Source organism: Agrobacterium sp. SORGH_AS_0745 (assembly GCF_030818995.1).
Lineage (GTDB): Bacteria > Pseudomonadota > Alphaproteobacteria > Rhizobiales > Rhizobiaceae > Agrobacterium > Agrobacterium tumefaciens.
The window spans coordinates 2,638,429-2,654,699 of sequence record NZ_JAUTBI010000003.1 but is presented as its reverse complement, the minus strand read 5'-3'; the positions used below and the strand labels follow the sequence as shown (position 1 = coordinate 2,654,699).

18 protein-coding genes are annotated in these 16,271 nt (G+C 58.8%); 11 read left to right on the top strand and 7 right to left on the bottom strand.

The features are described from left to right. Nucleotides 1-73 precede the first annotated feature (73 nt). A complete protein-coding gene (ligA, locus tag QE432_RS22795; RefSeq protein ID WP_306625825.1) occupies nt 74-2,248 on the top strand; it encodes an NAD-dependent DNA ligase LigA in 2,175 nt (724 codons plus the stop codon). A gap of 64 nt (nt 2,249-2,312) precedes the next feature. Further along, nucleotides 2,313-3,206, top strand: a complete 894-nt coding sequence (locus QE432_RS22790) for an aminoglycoside phosphotransferase family protein (RefSeq protein WP_306625823.1) — start codon at nt 2,313-2,315, stop codon at nt 3,204-3,206. Nucleotides 3,207-3,210: 4 nt separating this feature from the next. On the opposite strand, the gene QE432_RS22785 is transcribed toward QE432_RS22790, so the two are convergent. Both QE432_RS22785 and QE432_RS22780 read right to left on the bottom strand, forming a co-directional pair. Next, nucleotides 3,211-3,741, bottom strand: coding sequence for a GNAT family N-acetyltransferase (locus QE432_RS22785; RefSeq protein WP_112154024.1), 531 nt, complete (start codon nt 3,739-3,741; stop codon nt 3,211-3,213). A 187-nt stretch (nt 3,742-3,928) separates the two neighbouring features. Further along, nucleotides 3,929-4,861, bottom strand: coding sequence for a DMT family transporter (locus tag QE432_RS22780; RefSeq protein WP_025594031.1), 933 nt, complete (start codon nt 4,859-4,861; stop codon nt 3,929-3,931). A gap of 197 nt (nt 4,862-5,058) precedes the next feature. On the opposite strand from QE432_RS22780, the gene gcvA reads away from it, so the two are divergent. Genes gcvA through QE432_RS22765 form a run of 3 tightly spaced genes read left to right on the top strand, consistent with a single transcriptional unit; the run spans nt 5,059 to nt 7,151 of the window. Beyond that, entirely contained in the window at nt 5,059-5,961 is a 903-nt protein-coding gene (gene gcvA, locus QE432_RS22775; protein ID WP_306625821.1) for a transcriptional regulator GcvA, read from the top strand. A 43-nt stretch (nt 5,962-6,004) separates the two neighbouring features. Beyond that, a complete protein-coding gene (locus QE432_RS22770) occupies nt 6,005-6,613 on the top strand; it encodes a 3'-5' exonuclease (protein WP_003513186.1) in 609 nt (202 codons plus the stop codon). A gap of 46 nt (nt 6,614-6,659) precedes the next feature. After that, nucleotides 6,660-7,151 carry a CreA family protein gene (locus QE432_RS22765; RefSeq protein WP_003513184.1) on the top strand — a complete coding sequence of 164 codons (492 nt, stop codon included), beginning with the start codon at nt 6,660-6,662 and terminating at the stop codon, nt 7,149-7,151. Between the two features lie 208 nt (nt 7,152-7,359). Here the strand turns inward: QE432_RS22765 and QE432_RS22760 are convergent, their stop codons facing one another. Further along, nucleotides 7,360-7,827: a chemotaxis protein CheW gene (locus QE432_RS22760; RefSeq protein WP_003513183.1), complete on the bottom strand. Its 468-nt coding sequence runs from the start codon at nt 7,825-7,827 to the stop codon at nt 7,360-7,362. Between the two features lie 85 nt (nt 7,828-7,912). On the opposite strand from QE432_RS22760, the gene QE432_RS22755 reads away from it, so the two are divergent. The 3 genes from QE432_RS22755 (at nt 7,913) to QE432_RS22745 (ending at nt 9,926) form a co-directional block, all read left to right on the top strand. Then, a complete protein-coding gene (locus tag QE432_RS22755) occupies nt 7,913-8,209 on the top strand; it encodes a hypothetical protein (RefSeq protein WP_306625819.1) in 297 nt (98 codons plus the stop codon). A gap of 143 nt (nt 8,210-8,352) precedes the next feature. Next, nucleotides 8,353-8,952, top strand: a complete 600-nt coding sequence (gene sco, locus QE432_RS22750) for a cytochrome oxidase assembly protein Sco (protein WP_003513179.1) — start codon at nt 8,353-8,355, stop codon at nt 8,950-8,952. A 95-nt stretch (nt 8,953-9,047) separates the two neighbouring features. Then, a complete protein-coding gene (locus tag QE432_RS22745) occupies nt 9,048-9,926 on the top strand; it encodes a 50S ribosomal protein L11 methyltransferase (protein WP_003513177.1) in 879 nt (292 codons plus the stop codon). Between the two features lie 150 nt (nt 9,927-10,076). Here QE432_RS22745 and QE432_RS22740 read toward each other — a convergent pair whose 3' ends face one another. Next, nucleotides 10,077-10,250 carry a hypothetical protein gene (locus QE432_RS22740; protein WP_003513176.1) on the bottom strand — a complete coding sequence of 58 codons (174 nt, stop codon included), beginning with the start codon at nt 10,248-10,250 and terminating at the stop codon, nt 10,077-10,079. Nucleotides 10,251-10,588: 338 nt separating this feature from the next. Here QE432_RS22740 and QE432_RS22735 point away from each other — a divergent pair, with 338 nt between their 5' ends. Then, complete coding sequence (locus QE432_RS22735) at nt 10,589-12,430, top strand: aminopeptidase P family protein (RefSeq protein WP_306625817.1); 1,842 nt, start codon at nt 10,589-10,591, stop codon at nt 12,428-12,430. Here QE432_RS22735 and QE432_RS22730 read toward each other — a convergent pair. Together QE432_RS22730 and QE432_RS22725 are read right to left on the bottom strand one after the other, a co-directional pair. Beyond that, entirely contained in the window at nt 12,427-12,741 is a 315-nt protein-coding gene (locus QE432_RS22730; protein ID WP_003513172.1) for an AzlD family protein, read from the bottom strand. The two genes, QE432_RS22735 and QE432_RS22730, sit on opposite strands and share 4 nt — an antisense overlap. Beyond that, the gene (locus tag QE432_RS22725; RefSeq protein ID WP_306625815.1) at nt 12,738-13,457 is read right to left on the bottom strand and encodes an AzlC family ABC transporter permease; all 720 of its coding nucleotides are present in this window, start codon (nt 13,455-13,457) and stop codon (nt 12,738-12,740) included. The genes QE432_RS22730 and QE432_RS22725 overlap by 4 nt, the downstream gene beginning before the upstream one ends. A gap of 181 nt (nt 13,458-13,638) precedes the next feature. Here QE432_RS22725 and QE432_RS22720 point away from each other — a divergent pair, with 181 nt between their 5' ends. Further along, nucleotides 13,639-13,875, top strand: coding sequence for a DUF2164 domain-containing protein (locus QE432_RS22720; protein WP_025594024.1), 237 nt, complete (start codon nt 13,639-13,641; stop codon nt 13,873-13,875). A gap of 7 nt (nt 13,876-13,882) precedes the next feature. Here the strand turns inward: QE432_RS22720 and pncA are convergent, their stop codons facing one another. Next, on the bottom strand, nt 13,883-14,509 hold the full coding sequence (gene pncA / locus QE432_RS22715) for a bifunctional nicotinamidase/pyrazinamidase (RefSeq protein WP_013636493.1): 627 nt from the start codon (nt 14,507-14,509) through the stop codon (nt 13,883-13,885). Between the two features lie 455 nt (nt 14,510-14,964). Between pncA and QE432_RS22710 the strand changes: the two genes are divergently transcribed. Continuing rightward, nucleotides 14,965-16,251 (top strand): DUF2778 domain-containing protein, encoded by a 1,287-nt coding sequence (locus QE432_RS22710; protein ID WP_013636492.1) that lies wholly within the window; start codon nt 14,965-14,967, stop codon nt 16,249-16,251. Nucleotides 16,252-16,271: the final 20 nt, after the last annotated feature.

Here is a 16,271-nt window from a genome sequence, read left to right as displayed (position 1 = left end):
AAAAGCGAGGATGGTTTTGCGTTTGCCAATAATTCGCTAAAAGCATTGCAGATTCATCCGTGAGGCTTCTTCCATGTCGAAAGACCAGATTCCCGTCGAAACCCTGACCGAGCTTGAGGCCTCTTCCGAGCTGGCATTTCTGGCAGCCGAGCTTTCCCGCCACGATGCGCTTTATCATGGCAAGGACGCGCCGGAAATTTCGGACGCGGCCTACGATGCGCTGAAGCGGCGCAACGATGCCATAGAGGCGGCTTTCCCGGCGCTGGTGCGGGCCGACAGCCCTTCGAAGAAAGTCGGCTTCACGCCGCTTCCCACCTTCGCGCCCATCGTGCATGCGCGGCCGATGCTTTCACTCGACAATACGTTTTCTGAAGGTGATCTGCGCGATTTCGTCAGTTCGGTTTACCGCTTCCTCGGGCACCTGCCGGATGATTCGATTGCCTTTACCGCCGAGCCGAAGATCGACGGACTTTCCATGTCCATCCGCTACGAGAACGGCAAGCTGAAGACGGCGGCAACACGCGGCGACGGCACGACGGGCGAGAACGTCACCGCCAATATCAAGACCATCAAGGAAATTCCGAACGAGCTGCCTGCCGATGTACCCGATGTGGTGGAGGTGCGCGGCGAGGTCTATATGGCCAAGAGCGACTTCATGGCGCTCAATGCCCAGATGGAGGCCGATGGCAAGCAGACCTATGTGAACCCGCGCAACACGGCCTCCGGTTCGCTGCGCCAGCTTGACGCCAATGTGACGGCGAAACGCAAGCTGCGGTTCTTTGCCTATGCGCTTGGCGAGGTCTCCAATGGCGGCCAGCCGACGCGGATTGCCGACACGCAATATGGTATCGTCGAGAAATTCCGGGAATGGGGTTTCCCGGTCAATCCGCTGATGAAGCGATTCACCTCTGCCGAACAATTGCTTGAACATTATAATGAAATCGGCGTCGCGCGACCCGATCTCGATTATGATATCGACGGCGTGGTCTACAAGGTCGACCGGCTTGACCTTCAGGAACGGCTGGGTTTCCGTTCGCGCAGCCCGCGCTGGGCCACCGCACACAAGTTTCCGGCAGAACAGGCCTTCACCACGGTCGAGAACATTGAAATCCAGGTAGGGCGCACCGGCGCGCTGACACCGGTTGCGCGTCTCACCCCGATTACCGTCGGCGGCGTCGTCGTCACCAATGCGACGCTACACAATGCCGATTACATCGAGGGTATCGGCAATAGCGGCGAGCGCATTCGGCCCGAGGATCATGATATCCGCGTTGGCGATACTGTCATCGTGCAGCGTGCAGGCGATGTCATTCCGCAGGTGCTGGATGTTCTTCTGGAGAAGCGACCGGCTGAGGCGGTGAAATATGCGTTTCCGGAGAAATGTCCTGTGTGCGGCAGCCATGCGGTGCGGGAGCGCAATGAAAAGACCGGCAAGCTCGATTCGGTCACGCGCTGCACCGGCGGTTTCGTCTGCCGGGCGCAGGCGGTCGAGCATCTGAAACATTTCGTTTCGCGCAATGCCTTCGATATCGAGGGGTTGGGTACCAAGCAGATCGATTTCTTCTTCGAAAGCGAGGATCCGGCCCTCTCCATCAAGACCGCGCCTGATATTTTCACGCTGAAGGCGCGGCAGGAGGCATCGCATCTTACCAAGCTCGAAAACATAGATGGCTTCGGCAAGGTCAGTGTCAAGAAACTGTTCGATGCCATCGATGCCCGCCGCGAGATCGATCTGCATCGGCTTATCTTCGCTCTCGGCATTCGTCATGTCGGTGAAACCACGGCGAAGCTTCTGGCGCGTTCCTATGGCACCTATGAGCATTTCGAGGAAGCCATGAAGGCGGCAGCCGACCCGGCGAGCGATGCCTGGGCCGAACTCAACAGTATCGATGGCATCGGCGAGGTCGTGGCGCGCGCCATCATCGAATTCTACAAGGAACCGCGCAATCTCGATGTCATCGACCGGCTGATACGAGAGCTGCGGCCGAAGGAGGCCGAGAAGCCCTCGACCGAAGGCAGCCCGGTAGCGGGCAAGACGGTGGTCTTTACGGGGTCTCTGGAAAAATTCACGCGCGACGAGGCCAAGGCCCGTGCGGAAAGTCTGGGCGCCAAGGTGGCCGGCTCCGTATCGAAGAAGACGGATATTCTGGTGGCCGGGCCGGGGGCAGGTTCCAAGCTTGCCAAGGCGGCGGAGCTGGGCGTTCAGACCATGGACGAGGACGAGTGGCTGGCGCTGATCGGTGGCTGAAGCACCGTCATCGCCTCGTTGTTTCGCGCCGCTATGGGTCTCATCCTGAAACGGGGGACGGGACATGGATGACCGCATCGTCATCTCTAGGCAGCAGGTGCGAGCGCTGATCGCAAGCCAGTTTCCGCAATGGGCGGAGCTTGATGTCAGGCCAGTGGAACTGAGCGGCTGGGATAATCGCAGCTTCCGCCTTGGTGATAATATGCTCGTTCGCCTGCCGAGCGCTGGCCGCTATGTGGCACAGGTGGAGAAGGAGCATCGCTGGCTGCCGAAGCTTGCGCCTCTTTTGCCTCTTCCGATCCCAAAGCCATTGGCGATTGGGGAGCCGGGACAAGATTATCCGTTTCCATGGTCCGTTTATGGCTGGCTTGATGGCGAGCCTCTCGCCCGGCATCTTGGGCATATAAATCTCGCAACAATAGCCGTCGACGTAGCAGCGTTTTTGAAATCCCTGCAGGGCATCGATGCGACGGATGGTCCGCTTGCGGGCGAGCAAAATTTCCACCGCGGTGGGTCGCTTGCGGTCTATGACGGCGAGGCGAGGGCGGCGACGTTGCGCCTCGCCGATGAGGTCGATCAGAGGCTGGCCATGGAAATATGGCAGCTTGCTCTTTCGAGCAGCTGGCAGGGCCAGGGCGTTTGGGTGCATGGCGATATTGCCGAAGGCAATCTGCTGGTGAGAGATGGCCGCCTCTCAGCCGTCATAGACTTCGGCAGTTCCGGCGTCGGAGACCCATCTTCCGATCTCATTCTGGCATGGAACGTGCTCGACGCCGAAAGCCGGAACGTCTTTCGCCAGGCGATGGATCTCGACAATGCCACATGGCAGCGCGGGCGCGGCTGGGCGCTGTGGAAGGCGTTGATCACGCTTGAGGCTCAACGTGGACGTGATGAGAAACTGGCCGAATGGTCACGTCGGACCATTCGGGAAGTGATTGCCGATCATTTGTCCGCCTGAAACATCAGCGCAGACGCGCCATGACGTAGGCATCCACATATTTGCCGTCGCGATAGGCATCGTTGCGCAAGGTGCCCTCGCGTTCGAAACCGAGTTTCTCATAGAGCCGGAGGGCGGCGAGATTGTCGGTGAAGACATTCAGTTCGATGCGGCGGATATCATGCCAGTTGTCGGCCGCGTCGATGAGTGCCGTCAGAAGCCTTGAACCGACGCCCTTTCCGGCGAAATCGTCGTGAACGGACATCGCAAGATCGGCGACATGGTACTGTCTGCCCGTTCTGCGGTATAATCCGGCGTTACCAACGAGTTTTCCGTGCCACTCCGCGACGATGACGATGTCGGTAGGGGCTCGGTTTTCTATCGATTTTCTCGTCTTTTCAATTGTCTGGAAAGGCTGCCGAAGCGTGCCGTGCCGGACGCCGGGAAGGTTGAGCATTTCCGTCAAAGCTTCGACGTCTTCAAGCCGGGTGGCGCGCAGGACAACGTCCTTCAGATCGAATGGCTTGTTTGTAATATCCGCTGGTTTCATGTTCATGCCTGTCTCCTTGTGCCGCGTTCGGAGCAGGCGTGACACCCCTGCTCTTATCGGCAGGGGTGGATGTTGATCGCTCAGTGCGCGGACATGCCTTTCCCTGCCGGTTGACCGGTCATCGTCATATGGCGGGTGGTCGTCGTTTTGATAGCGATCATGATGGCGAGAATGCTTTTACGAACTGTCACTGTCAAGCGGGTGCCTTGCGCAGGAAATCTCTTAGTTTTGCCGGCAGCCTGCCGTCAATCGCGGCAAGGCCGGCGGCAATCATCGCCATTCCAGCGAAGTGCTTGATTTCCAGCTGTTCTCCGAGAATGAGCGAACCGAGAAGGATGGCGCTGACGGGAATGAGGAAGGTGACGAGCGCGAGATTGGTGGCGCCGGCAGTTGCAAGGATGCGAAAGAAGATGAGGTAGGCCAGGGCCGTGGACAAGAGCGCGATACCGATGAGTGCGCCCCAGGTGCCGAGGCTCGGCATGGCAAGCGTCCAAGGCTTGTCAATGAGGAGCGCGGCGGGGATCAGCATCAGTGTCGAAGACGATATCTGGCCGGTGGCGGTCATCAGTGGCGGCACGCCCATGGCCTTGAAGCGGCGGCCGAATATGCCCGCGAAAGAATAGGAGATCGCTGCGCCGAGAATGGCAATCTGACCCCAGAGGCCGGAGATCGCACCGCCAAAGGCTGCCGGGCCGATCATTGTCGCCACGCCGGCAAAACCGATGAGAACACCCGCCAGCTTGTTGCCCGTCATCTTCTCGTCGGCGGTGAGGAAATGGGCGACGATGACGGTAAAGAGCGGCGTCGTCGCATTGAGGATCGAGGCCAACCCGCTGGCAATATGGGTCTGGCCCCAGACGATCAGGCAGAAGGGAATGATGTTGTTGAGCAGGCCCATGCCGAAAAAGGCGCGCCATACGGCCCATTGCCGTGGCAGATGAAGGCCCATGATGCGGCAGACGATCAGCAGTGCCGTGGCAGCGAGGCTGACACGCAGCGTGACGATGGTGACGGGCGGCAGTTCCTTGACGGCAATGCCGATGAAAAAGAACGATCCGCCCCACAGCAGCGAGAGCGCCACAAGCATCCCCCATTCGCTGGCATCCATCTGTTTTTGTATTGCCACCTTCGTCTCTCCCACCGCTGGAAAATTGAAATAGTCACAGAGAACGCCACGTTCAGCCACCCGATATCGGTTGAGTTTAGCTCAATCAGTCGTCTGGCAATCTTGGTTCCGTCCGTGCCCGTTGCATCTATTTACTCCTCATATTATGCTGTTTTCAAACGATAGTTTCTCGTCGGATAATTGAGCTCAGCTAAACCATGGTTGCAGAACTCCCTTCCTTGAAAGGATTGCAGGCCTTTGAGGCTGCGGCGCGCTACCGCAGTGTCACGCTTGCCTCCAACGAGTTGAACGTCACCCCCGGCGCGGTCAGCCTGCAAATCCGGGAGCTGGAAGCCCGCCTTGGCGTGCAGCTGTTTGTCCGCAAGCCGCGCAGCATCCAGCTGACGAGGGAAGGGGAGCGGTATTACGGTTCCCTTCGCACCGCATTCCGAATGATGCGCGAGGCGACGGCGGAACTGACGGCGCGATCAGAGATTACGGTCTTGACGTTAAGCTGCACGCCAACTTTTGCGGTGCAATGGCTGATGCCGAGATTGCCCGGCTTTCAGCAACAACATCCGCAAGTCGATGTTCGTATCAGCGTGACGAACCGGCTGGTGGATTTCTCAAGGGACGATGTCGATCTGGCCGTGCGTCACGGTTTTGGTCGCTATGAAGGGCTGGAAAGCATCCGATTCATAGACGACAGCACCTTGCCGGTCTGCTCACCACAACTTTTTGAAAAATATGGCCCGCTTCGGGTGGCCGGTGATCTGAAATGCGTGCCGCTTCTGCACGATGAAAACCGCAACGAGTGGCGGCGCTGGCTGGAAACGGCGGGGGCTACAGAGGTCGATGCTTCCGGGGGCACCGTGTTCATCGACAGCAACGGCGCGCTGGACGCGGCCAAGGCCGGGCATGGTGTTGCGCTGACGCGACGCTCGCTTGTTTCCCGCGAACTTGCCGAGGGAGCGCTGATAGCTCCCTTCGGCACGGACATTGCCAGCACGCTTGCCTATTTCCTGGTTTATCCGCGGCGCATGCTTGATAATCCCGATCTTGTGAGGTTGCTTGACTGGATGCTTGCGGAAGCGGGATCTGCCGAAGCCGGTTCTCTTTGACGCCAATCCGGTCTATGCCGGAATGAAACAACGGGAATCACTCTTGAAAACCATCGCCATCGATTTCGAGACCGCCAATGAGGAACGGGGTAGCGCCTGCTCCATCGGGCTTGCGTGGATAGAAGACGGTGAGATCGTTCGCGTCGAGGAACGGCTCATCCGGCCGAAGGACATGCGGTTCTCGCCCTTCAATATTGCCGTGCACGGTATTCGCCCTGCCGATGTAGAGGATGCGCCGGAATTCCCTGATGTGATGGAAGAATTCATCGACGATTTCCACGGCGCCACGATGATTGCCCACAATGCCGCCTTCGATTTCAGCGTCATGCGGGCATCCTTCGACAAATACCGGCAGTCCTATCCTGATCTTTCCTATCTGTGCAGCGTCAAGATTGCCCGCCATGTCTGGCCGCAGCTGGCGTCGCACAAGCTGAATGTGATTGCCCATCACCTCCAGCTGCGTTTCGTGCACCATAACGCCGCCGAAGATGCTGTCGTCTGCGCTGCGGCATCGATTGCGGCGGCCAGGGCGTTGCGCGTTGACCATATCCGTGACCTGCCGGAAAAGATCGGCATGGTTGCCGGCCGTCTTACTCCCACGGGCTATCAGCCGTGCAGCATGAAAAAACGTGTTGTCTCGCGGGTTGCGTAACCGTTCCCGGCACTTATGTTTGAAGTAGCATAACGGAGAACATGCGATGACGATGAAAACGCTCTCGGGTTTGTTTGCAGGCTTTCTGGTATTGTTTCCGGTGACGGTTGCGCATTCGGAGGTCGTCGGTAAGGTCGGTGTCGATTGGATCGGCAACGATATCGTCATCGAGGCTATTGCCGATCCCAAGATCAAGGGCGTGACCTGCCATGTCACTTATTTCGATCGTGGCGTCATCGACCGGCTGAAGAATGGCAATTGGTTTGAGGACCCTTCCAACAACGCCATTTCGTGCAGCCAGACGGGACCGGTCGAAATCGGTGATATCGATCTGTCGAAGGGCGGCGAAGAGGTGTTCCGGCAGGGCATGTCGCTGGTGTGGAAGAAGCTGGTCGTCAGTCGCGTTTACGACAAGGCGAATGACACGCTGATCTATCTGGTCCATGCGCGCGAGCTGAAGGATGGCTCGGCCAAGATGGCGATTTCGACGGTGCCTCTCTATAACCAGCAGGTGACGTGGGAAAAGGGCAAGCCTTGAGGCTTTGCCCTCGGTACTGCTGACACCATAACCCGCGACGTCATCCTCGGGCTTGTCCCGAGGATACAATCACGTATCGTAAAATCGATAGGTTTTAGATGCTCGGAACAGGCCCGAGCATGACGGAGGAGAGGTTTCCGACCCTGCCGTGCCCCTCAGGGCAAGCTGTGGAACCTGCCGTTATATTATCAAAACCTCACCGGCTCTATTAAGCCGCTTCGCGCGCCAGCTCGTCGGCAATCACGGTGTCGAGGTTGAGGAAGCACACCATGCTCTTTTCCAGCGCCACGATGCCGCGGCAGAAGTTGCGCTGTTCTTCGGGAATGATGTCGGGCGCGGGCTGCAGATCTTCGGAGCGGATGGTCATCATGTCGGAGACCTGTTCCACCAGAAGCCCGACCAGCTTGCCGCCGATATCGGTGACGATGATGGCGGAGCGCTCGGAGGGTTCGGTCATTTTCATGCCGAGGCGGCCTGCCATGTCGATGACGGGGATGACGGCGCCGCGTAGGTTGATGAGGCCGAGAACATAAGGCGGCGTGTGCGGCATCGGGGTAACCGGTGCCCAGCCGCGGATTTCGCGGATCGCCATGATGTCGATGCAGAATTCCTGACCGCCGAGATGGAAGGAAACGATTTCGAGATATGCGCCGGATTGCTTGATGGCGTTGGACATGACGGCAGGTTTCCTCTGGCGGCTCTTAGGCAGGCCCATGCATGATTGAGCTTTATGCGGTGGCCGGAGTGGACCGGGAGACATCATGTCGGAACTTAAAAACCGCTATGGCCATATTGCACAGCAAGATTTTAAACTTTCCCTAACAATTGACGGTGCCGCGCTCGCAAAACCCAGTATTTTGGCGGTTTTCGTGCCGGTGCAAACAGGTTATAACAGACGCATGAACGCACTCGTTGCCAATCCGCTGAAGTTTATTCTTGCAAGCCTTGCGGTAGCGGCCTCGCTTGCCGTCGTGCTTTTTGCCTTTGATGGCTGGGTGCGACACGGCACGGATATTTTCCTCTCCGCCGTGCAAAGCGGCATCGCCTGGTGTCTGTAATCTGCCGTCCCGTCCCGGCTTTGTGACAAATCAGCGCGGTTTACGCAAATACGCCCAGTTGATTTGCCGTCGCCACCGCTGTTCGTTATCAGACGATGGAGGCCCACGTCATGCGGCCGGGCTTCGGGGGTAGGATTAGGACAATGAGAAATATTCGCATCGTATTGTGGGCCGTGGTTGTCGTTCTTGTCGGTGTCGTCAGCTGGTTGACGCTCGAAATGACCAAGACCCGTGAGGAAATGGTGGAAACGGCCTATGGCGTGCCGTTCGAACTCACGGCGCAGAACGGTCAGCCGATCACCGAAAAGGCGTTTCAGGGCAAGCCCACGGCGCTCTTTTTCGGTTTCACCCATTGCCCGGAAGTCTGCCCAACGACGTTGTTCGAGCTGAACGGCTGGATGGAGAAGGTAGACCCGGCCGGCGACAAGCTGCAGGCCTATTTCGTATCCGTAGACCCCGAGCGCGATACGCCTGAGCTCATGCAGCAATATGTCTCCAACGTCTCGAAGCGGATCACCGGCATCACCGGTCCGGCCGACAAGATTGCCGAAACGCTGAAAGGCTATCGCATCTATGCCAAGAAGGTGCCGGTCGATGACAAGGATCCGAATGGTGACTACACCATGGATCACACGGCTTCCGTCATCCTGCTTGACGCCAATGGTCGTTTTTCCGGCACCATCGCCTATGGCGAGAACCCCGATGTTGCCGAGCAGAAGCTCCAGAATCTGCTGAAGGGCTGAACGAGACGGCATAATTGTGCCTGGCTTATTGGACTGGTGGAGGTTTTGTGGCAAATGCAAGCCTTAAGAACCTTAGCTAGAGAAAGCAGCCTGCCGTGAGCGAAATCCGACTTTACGTCACCACGACCGAAATCAAGGCCGGTGAAATCCTCGATCTCATGTCGGACTATTTCGGCGAGGAGGATGTCGCGATCGCCACCACCGAGGTGGATGAGAAACGCGACATCTGGGAAGCTTCGGTTTACCTGATGGCCGAGCAGGAAGACGAATTCCGCGAGCGCATCGACACCTTGCTGGCTCCCGCCTTTCCCGGCCTCGCCATCGAAAAGGAGATCGTTCCCGACATCGACTGGATCGCCAAGTCGCTTGAGGGGTTGAAACCGGTACGGGCAGGGCGCTTCATCGTTCACGGCGCGCATGATCGCGATAAGATCAAGCCCAACGATCTGGCCATCGAGATCGAGGCCGGTCAGGCTTTCGGCACCGGCCATCATGGCACGACAGCGGGCTGCCTTGAGATGATCGAGGATGTTCTGCGGGCGCGGACCGTGCGCAATGCGCTCGATCTCGGCACCGGCAGCGGTGTATTGGCAATTGCCGTGCGCAAGATGCGCCATATTCCGGTACTCGCAACGGACATTGATCCCATCGCGGTGCGCGTGGCCAGGGAGAATGTGCGGCTGAACGGCATCGTCTCCGGGCTAGCGCTTGAAACCGCTCCGGGCTTCCACTCCGACGCTTTCCGCAAATACGGCCCGTTCGATCTCATCATCGCCAATATTCTGGCGCGGCCGCTCATCAAGATGGCGCCGCAGCTTGTCACGCATCTGGCGCCGGGCGGCACCGTCATTCTTTCGGGGATTCTCGCATCGCAGCGCTGGAAGGTGCTTGCGGCCTATAATGGCGCGCGGCTCTCCCACGTCCGCACCATCTGGCGCAATGGCTGGGTCACGCTGCATCTGCGCAAGGACTGACGCTTTAGCAGCATTCGTTTCCGGACAAAGAAAAGGCGGCGCTTTCGCGCCGCCTGAAAACCCGCGAGCATATTGGAGGAGAATCGCTCAAGCGGGTCGACGTATTCCTGTTCCTGCGCGGTGGAGGGAGGATCGCCGCGCCCGAAGTGATCAGAATACGTAGCTGGACTTTGCGGTGCGGCGAAGTTCGGCGCGGTTCATGCCGAGCGCTTCGAGCGACTTGTCGTCGAGGTTAAGCAGGGCTGCGTTGACATGGCGGCTGACCTGACGCTCGCGTGCTTCAATGACGCGATCGAAAGCGGTGCGGAGGAAAGATTTTGCCATTGCTTCAAATCCTTGTTTGCCAGGAGAGTGTGTCTCTCGCTGTGTTGGCTTGAAGATAAGCGATGTGTTTTTGTTTGGTTAGGGGTCTTGCTTCAAGGTAGGTATGCGTTTTTCACATGTCTTCGGCTTTTCAATATTACTTATTTTGGGAAAATTGCTCAATTAAGCGGCGTCTTGTCTCGGCCTTTGGGGTAAATGGCAGCGCACGTGCCTGTCGTAATGGTTGATGGCACATATGGCTTGAAACCGGGTTTGCCGGCATGGCATTGTCGTTGCGCGCCAATGATTTGACGGCGTTATCGACCAGCTTTCCTCATGACAGTTCCCGAAAGATGCCCATGTTCCAGACCTTCGAAAACAAATCCGCGCCGCAATTCGGCAAGGCCCGCGTCGAGGCGCTGCGTGCCAGTTTCGACGCCCTTGGTATCGATGGTTTCCTGGTGCCGCGTGCCGATGAATATCAGGGCGAATATGTACCTGAATCATCTGAGCGTCTGTCATGGCTGACCGGATTTACCGGCTCTGCCGGCATTGCGCTGGTAACGCGCGCAGAGGCGGTGGTGTTTGTCGATGGTCGCTATACCACGCAGTTGAAGTCGCAGGTCGATCAATCGGTGTTCAGCGGTGGTGATCTGGTCGGTGCCCCGCCTTCCGTCTGGTTGTCGGAGCACGGGGCTGCGGGCTTTCGGCTCGGGATCGATCCGTGGCTGCATACCGGCGCTGAATTGAAGCGGCTGGAAAAGGCGCTTGCGGGGAAGGGCGGTTCCGTCGTCCTGCTCGAAAACAACCCACTCGATGCCCTGTGGCACGACCGCCCGTCCGAACCGCTGGAGCCTGTCGTCATCCAGCCGGAAGCCTTCACCGGCAAGCTGGCGAAGGAAAAGATCGCCTCGCTGGCAGAGACGGTGTCGGCCAAGGGAGCCGATGCCCTGCTGGTGACAGATCCGTCTTCCATTGCCTGGATTTTCAATATTCGCGGCAACGATGTGCCGCACACGCCGCATCCGCTTGCCCGCGCCATCATCTATGCGGATGGCAAGGCTGATATTTTTCTCGACAAACGCAAGACCGGTATCGAGGCCGAGGCCTATCTGGCACAGCTGGCGACGCAATTGCCGCCATCGAATATCGCCGATCGTCTGCACGCCATTGCCAGCGCCAAGGGCCGCGTCATGGTGGACGCCGATCTGACGCCTGTGGCGCTGACAGGGGCGATTACGGCGGCGGGTGGCACCTTGATCGAGGAGGCCGATCCCGTCCGCTTGCCGCGCGCGTGCAAGAACGCGGCGGAGCTTGCCGGCTCGGCAGCGGCACATGTGCAGGACGGCGCGGCTATGGTTGAATATCTGTGCTGGCTGGATCGTCAGCAACCGGGCAGCGTTACCGAAATCGCGGCCGTGAAGGCGCTGGAGGCTGCGCGCGCCAAGGTGGGGCAGTCTCTCCAGAATCCTCTGAAGGACGTGTCTTTCGATACGATTTCGGGCGCGGGCGAACATGCCGCCATCATCCATTATCGCGTCACCACCGATACGGACCGGACACTTGGCGATGGTGAGATGTTCCTCGTCGATTCCGGCGCGCAATATGTCAACGGCACCACTGACATCACCCGCACCGTGGCAATCGGCAATGTCCCGGAAGATCAGCGGCGTTTCTTCACGCTGGTGCTGAAGGGCGTGATCGCCATCAGCGACGCACGGTTTCCCAAGGGAACGCGTGGTTGCGATCTCGATCCCCTGGCGCGTATCGCGCTGTGGAAGGCCGGTGCGGATTATGCTCATGGCACCGGCCACGGCGTCGGCTCCTATCTTTCGGTGCATGAGGGGCCGCAGCGTATCTCTCGGCTTTCGACGCAGGAACTTCTGCCGGGCATGATTCTGTCGAATGAGCCCGGTTATTACCGCCCCGGCGCTTTTGGCATCCGCATCGAAAACCTGATCTATGTGCGCGAGGCGGCGGAAGTCGCGGGCGGCGATCAGCCGATGTTGTCCTTTGAGACCCTGACCTGGTGCCCTATCGATCGCAGGCTGGTCATCACGGCACTTTTGACCGACGACGAACTGGACTGGCTGAATGCCTATCACGTCGGCGTTCTGGAAAAGCTCTCGCCTTTGATCGCGGATGAAGAGGTGAAGGTGTGGCTTGTTGCGGCCACGCAGCCTCTGGCGCGGAACGCTTAAAGGATAGAAAAGTGCCTGATGGCGACGACGATGGCCCAGCCAATGGCCAGCATCGTCAGGCCGGGGAAACGCAGGCAGACCAGAAGAGCGGCCACCATGGCGATCTTCACCTCGTATCCGCCTTCAAAAAAGGCGGGTGCGACAAGGGTCGTCAAAACCGCCACGGGAACGGCGTTCAATCCCGCCTCCATGCGCGGCGGGATGGATTTCATCCGCGTCATCAGAACATAACCGCCGATGCGGGTAAGATAGGTGGCGACGGTGGCGAGCGCGATCAGGATCAGCGTGTCGGCGTGCAGCAGATCGCTCATGGCGTTTCCACCTTGCTTTCGGAATTGGCCTCGCCGGTTGGTTTCGGCGGATAGACGACTGCGACGAGAATGCCGGCAAGCGCGCCGAGGCTGACATGCCAGGGCGAGCCGACGATGTGATAGGCAACGGTTGCGCCAAGAGCGCTTGCCAGCATCACCGGGTAAAAATTCTCCCGCTGGCGGAAGCTCAAAACCATGCCCATGAAATAGATCGGCAACAGCACATCAAGGCCGATGGCTTTCGGGTCGCCGACGAGATTGCCGAGCGATGCGCCGACAATCGTCATCACCAGCCACAGAATATAGATCGGCGTGGCGAAGCCCATGTACCAGGCGAAACCGACCACGCCGGTGTTTTCGTATTTCCTGACCGACTCGGCGAATTGTGGATCCACCAGTACGAAGAACCCGATGGCCTTTTGCAGGAAAGTCCAGTTGCTTATCATTCTGGCAATGGCGGCCGAATAGAGAATATGGCGAAAATTGACGGCAAAGACCGATAGAACGATCAGCCAGGGGGCTACCTTCTGGCCGAATAATTCGATGCCGACCAGCTGGCTGGCACCGGCATAGACGGTGCCGCTCATGATCGTCGCTTCGGCGACGCTCAGCCCGTTATCGACCGCGACCGCGCCGAACAGCGCGCCGAAGGGAGCGGCGGAAAGGGCGATCGGAAAGCCGCTTTTGAGGCCTTCGCGGAAATCTGCATTGGACATTGTTCAGGAACTCCTTGCCCGCCGCTCTATCGCCGTCCCGGCCGGCTGGCAAACAAATTGCATGAATGGATCGATTGATTCCCTTGAAGCTTCCGTTACGGTAGCGCCGATACGCGACGTCGGACGGAAGGCCTCACCCGGTTTTTGCTCCCCGCCCAAACGATTGAATAATGGAGGATCAATGCTGGAGAAGCAGGAAAGGGCCGTGCTGGCCGCGCGTGTTCGGGAGTATCTGGCCCGGGAGACCGAAACCGAGATCGGCTTGCTGCAGGCGGAAATCTTCGTCGACTTTCTGGCCGAAGAAGTCGGATATGTCTTCTACAATCAGGGGCTCAAGGATGCGCATGCCGCGATCCTTCGGCGTTTGGAGGATGCGGCAGGCGATATCGACGTGCTGGAGAAGCCGAGGCTGCGATGACCGGCCCTCAGTCGCGCAAAATGTCGCGGCTTTTGAGGATGGTGGCGCCTTTTTCCCGCATGGCCGCAATCGACGCCTGTATACCTTGGGGATCGATGCCGCGGCTGGCATCCTCGATGAAACGGACCTTGACGCCAGGCAGCATGTCGAGGGCATCGAGCACCGAGAAACTGACGCAATAATCGGTGGCGAGCCCGCATATGTCGAGCTGGGTTACGCCTTGGCGCGTCAGATAATCGGCAAGACCTGTCGTTGCCCCCTGATCATTGTCGCGAAAGGCGGAATAGCTGTCGACGGCGGGATTTTCGCCTTTCTGCTGGATATAGTCGAAAGCCTCCGTCTTGAGGTCGGGATGGAATTCCGCATCCGGCGTGCCCTGCACGCAATGGTCGGGCCACATCATCTGCGGTTTGCCGGAGAGTTCACCCATATCGAACGGCTTCTTGCCGACATGCTGCGAGGCAAAGCTGCCGTGATTTTCCGGGTGCCAATCCTGCGAGGCGACGATCAGATCGTAACCGCCATTGTCGATCAGGGCATTGGCGACGGGCACGATCCGGTCGCCATCGGCGACAGCCAGATTGCCGCCCGGACAAAAGCCGTTCTGGATATCGATGAGCAGCAGCGCCTTCATGATTTGCCTCCCTTATTTCCGGCAGGATGCCAAGCCGGCAGCAACGGATCAAGTGCCCTTACCAGCTTTGTATGTGCTTGACGGCTGATGGCATAGATTTGCTCCGTCGCAGTCCTGCCGCATTTACAGCAAATTTCCGGCAAAGTCGGAATTTACCTGACGATGCGGCGACGTAAACTTTAAAGGCCGATGACGCCCTGCGGGGCATTTTCCGGGAAAAGGCGATGCAGATGCATGCCCAGCCCGCGCAAGTCATTGTTTTGCCTTCGCCCGATAATGCGCAGACCTTAACGAATTATTTTTGCAGGGACTCGTAAACACTTTGGTTACCATAATTCGTCATGCTTCGAACCAGTCAGTTCCGAAATCGGCCGGGTGTCCACCCGCTGTTCGGATGCCCCAAAATCCCTCCGGCTTTGCCCGGGTGTGCGTGAACGGTTCGAGTAACGAGTATCATGGCGTATTCTGCTGCGGCTTATAATGGCGCCGGTCTTGCCGGTTCGTCTTGCCTCAAGAGAGGCAAATCCTTTTCTCTTGGCCGAATGTCCGCTCTGCTTGGCGGTGGTGCCTTTGCCGGTCTGTTCGCCTTTGCTGCCTTCGCCTCGCTTCACACGATGGCGGCCGCATCGCATGGTGTCGGGCAGTTTGAGAAGACGCTGGTGGCGAGGCTGGAGTCTGGCGAGGCTGCGATTTCCGGCGCAGCCGCACGCGATATCCACGTCCGCAAATTTTCCCGTCTGAGCGACCACAGCCATGGCCCGCAGAAGGCGGTTCGCCTTGCCGGCATCATGCCCGAAATTGGCGAGAAGGAGTTCCGCGAGCGTTTTGGCGCGGCTGCGAACGCGAAGGGGCAGGCGACAGTCAAGGAACTTGCAGCGCTGCGGCCCTCCGCCATTGTCGATTCGGCGCTTGGACGCACCACAGAGGTCGCCTATCAGAGCGCCGCATCGCAACATCCGGCATTTGAAGTGGCATTAGGGCGCCCGCAGATCGAGGAAGAGGCGAGCAGCCTGCTTCCGGACGACGTCCCTTTGCCAAGCTTCCGGCCCGAGGTTGCGGCTGCCGAAACGGTGGAGCCATCACCCCGCCCCGCCGTTCTAGCGAAGACCGATGAACACCCGGCAGCCGTTGCTTCCGCACCTGCTTTCGATGCGCCGGTGCCTGCGCGTGCACCCCAGCAGCCGCGGCAGGGCACGGCCGGCATGCTCGCCTTTGCAAAACCTGATAATCCGGTGCGCGAGCCGAGCAAGATGGATGCGGTTCCGTGGCCGGATCGCGGCAACGGCACGGCGATCTACGATATTTCCTCCGGCCTGGTTCATATGCCGAACGGCGAGAAGCTCGAGGCACATTCGGGCATCGGCAAGATGCGCGACAACCCCGACTATGTTCATGTGAGAATGCGCGGCTCGACGCCGCCCTCCAGCTATCGTCTGACGATGCGCGAGGCGCGGTTCCATGGCGTCGAAGCAATCCGTCTGACACCGGAAAATGGCGTCAATCCGCATGGCCGCGACGGTCTTCTCGCCCACACCTATATGCTGGCGAAACGCGGTGAATCGAATGGCTGCGTTGTGTTCCGGGATTACTCCCGGTTCCTTGCGGCCTTCAAACGTGGCGAAGTCAAACGCATGGTCGTGGTGCCGAAGCTGAATGGTGGTCGCCCGACGCTCGCAAGCAGCGGTGGCAAGAGTGGCGGCAAGACCCTGCTCAGCATGTTCTCACGCGACAGCGATACCTGATTTACGCTTTCCCGGACGTA

Coding starts and splice junctions, on each gene's coding strand:
- QE432_RS22740 (WP_003513176.1), bottom strand. CDS start 10,250: ATGGCAAAATCTTTCCTCCGCACCGCTTTCGATCGCGTCATTGAAGCA.
- QE432_RS22710 (WP_013636492.1), top strand. CDS start 14,965: ATGGCGTATTCTGCTGCGGCTTATAATGGCGCCGGTCTTGCCGGTTCG.
- sco (WP_003513179.1), top strand. CDS start 8,353: ATGAGAAATATTCGCATCGTATTGTGGGCCGTGGTTGTCGTTCTTGTC.
- QE432_RS22720 (WP_025594024.1), top strand. CDS start 13,639: ATGCTGGAGAAGCAGGAAAGGGCCGTGCTGGCCGCGCGTGTTCGGGAG.
- QE432_RS22755 (WP_306625819.1), top strand. CDS start 7,913: ATGTCGGAACTTAAAAACCGCTATGGCCATATTGCACAGCAAGATTTT.
- QE432_RS22730 (WP_003513172.1), bottom strand. CDS start 12,741: ATGAGCGATCTGCTGCACGCCGACACGCTGATCCTGATCGCGCTCGCC.
- QE432_RS22735 (WP_306625817.1), top strand. CDS start 10,589: ATGTTCCAGACCTTCGAAAACAAATCCGCGCCGCAATTCGGCAAGGCC.
- QE432_RS22725 (WP_306625815.1), bottom strand. CDS start 13,457: ATGTCCAATGCAGATTTCCGCGAAGGCCTCAAAAGCGGCTTTCCGATC.
- pncA (WP_013636493.1), bottom strand. CDS start 14,509: ATGAAGGCGCTGCTGCTCATCGATATCCAGAACGGCTTTTGTCCGGGC.
- ligA (WP_306625825.1), top strand. CDS start 74: ATGTCGAAAGACCAGATTCCCGTCGAAACCCTGACCGAGCTTGAGGCC.
- QE432_RS22760 (WP_003513183.1), bottom strand. CDS start 7,827: ATGTCCAACGCCATCAAGCAATCCGGCGCATATCTCGAAATCGTTTCC.
- QE432_RS22765 (WP_003513184.1), top strand. CDS start 6,660: ATGACGATGAAAACGCTCTCGGGTTTGTTTGCAGGCTTTCTGGTATTG.
- QE432_RS22790 (WP_306625823.1), top strand. CDS start 2,313: ATGGATGACCGCATCGTCATCTCTAGGCAGCAGGTGCGAGCGCTGATC.
- gcvA (WP_306625821.1), top strand. CDS start 5,059: ATGGTTGCAGAACTCCCTTCCTTGAAAGGATTGCAGGCCTTTGAGGCT.
- QE432_RS22785 (WP_112154024.1), bottom strand. CDS start 3,741: ATGAACATGAAACCAGCGGATATTACAAACAAGCCATTCGATCTGAAG.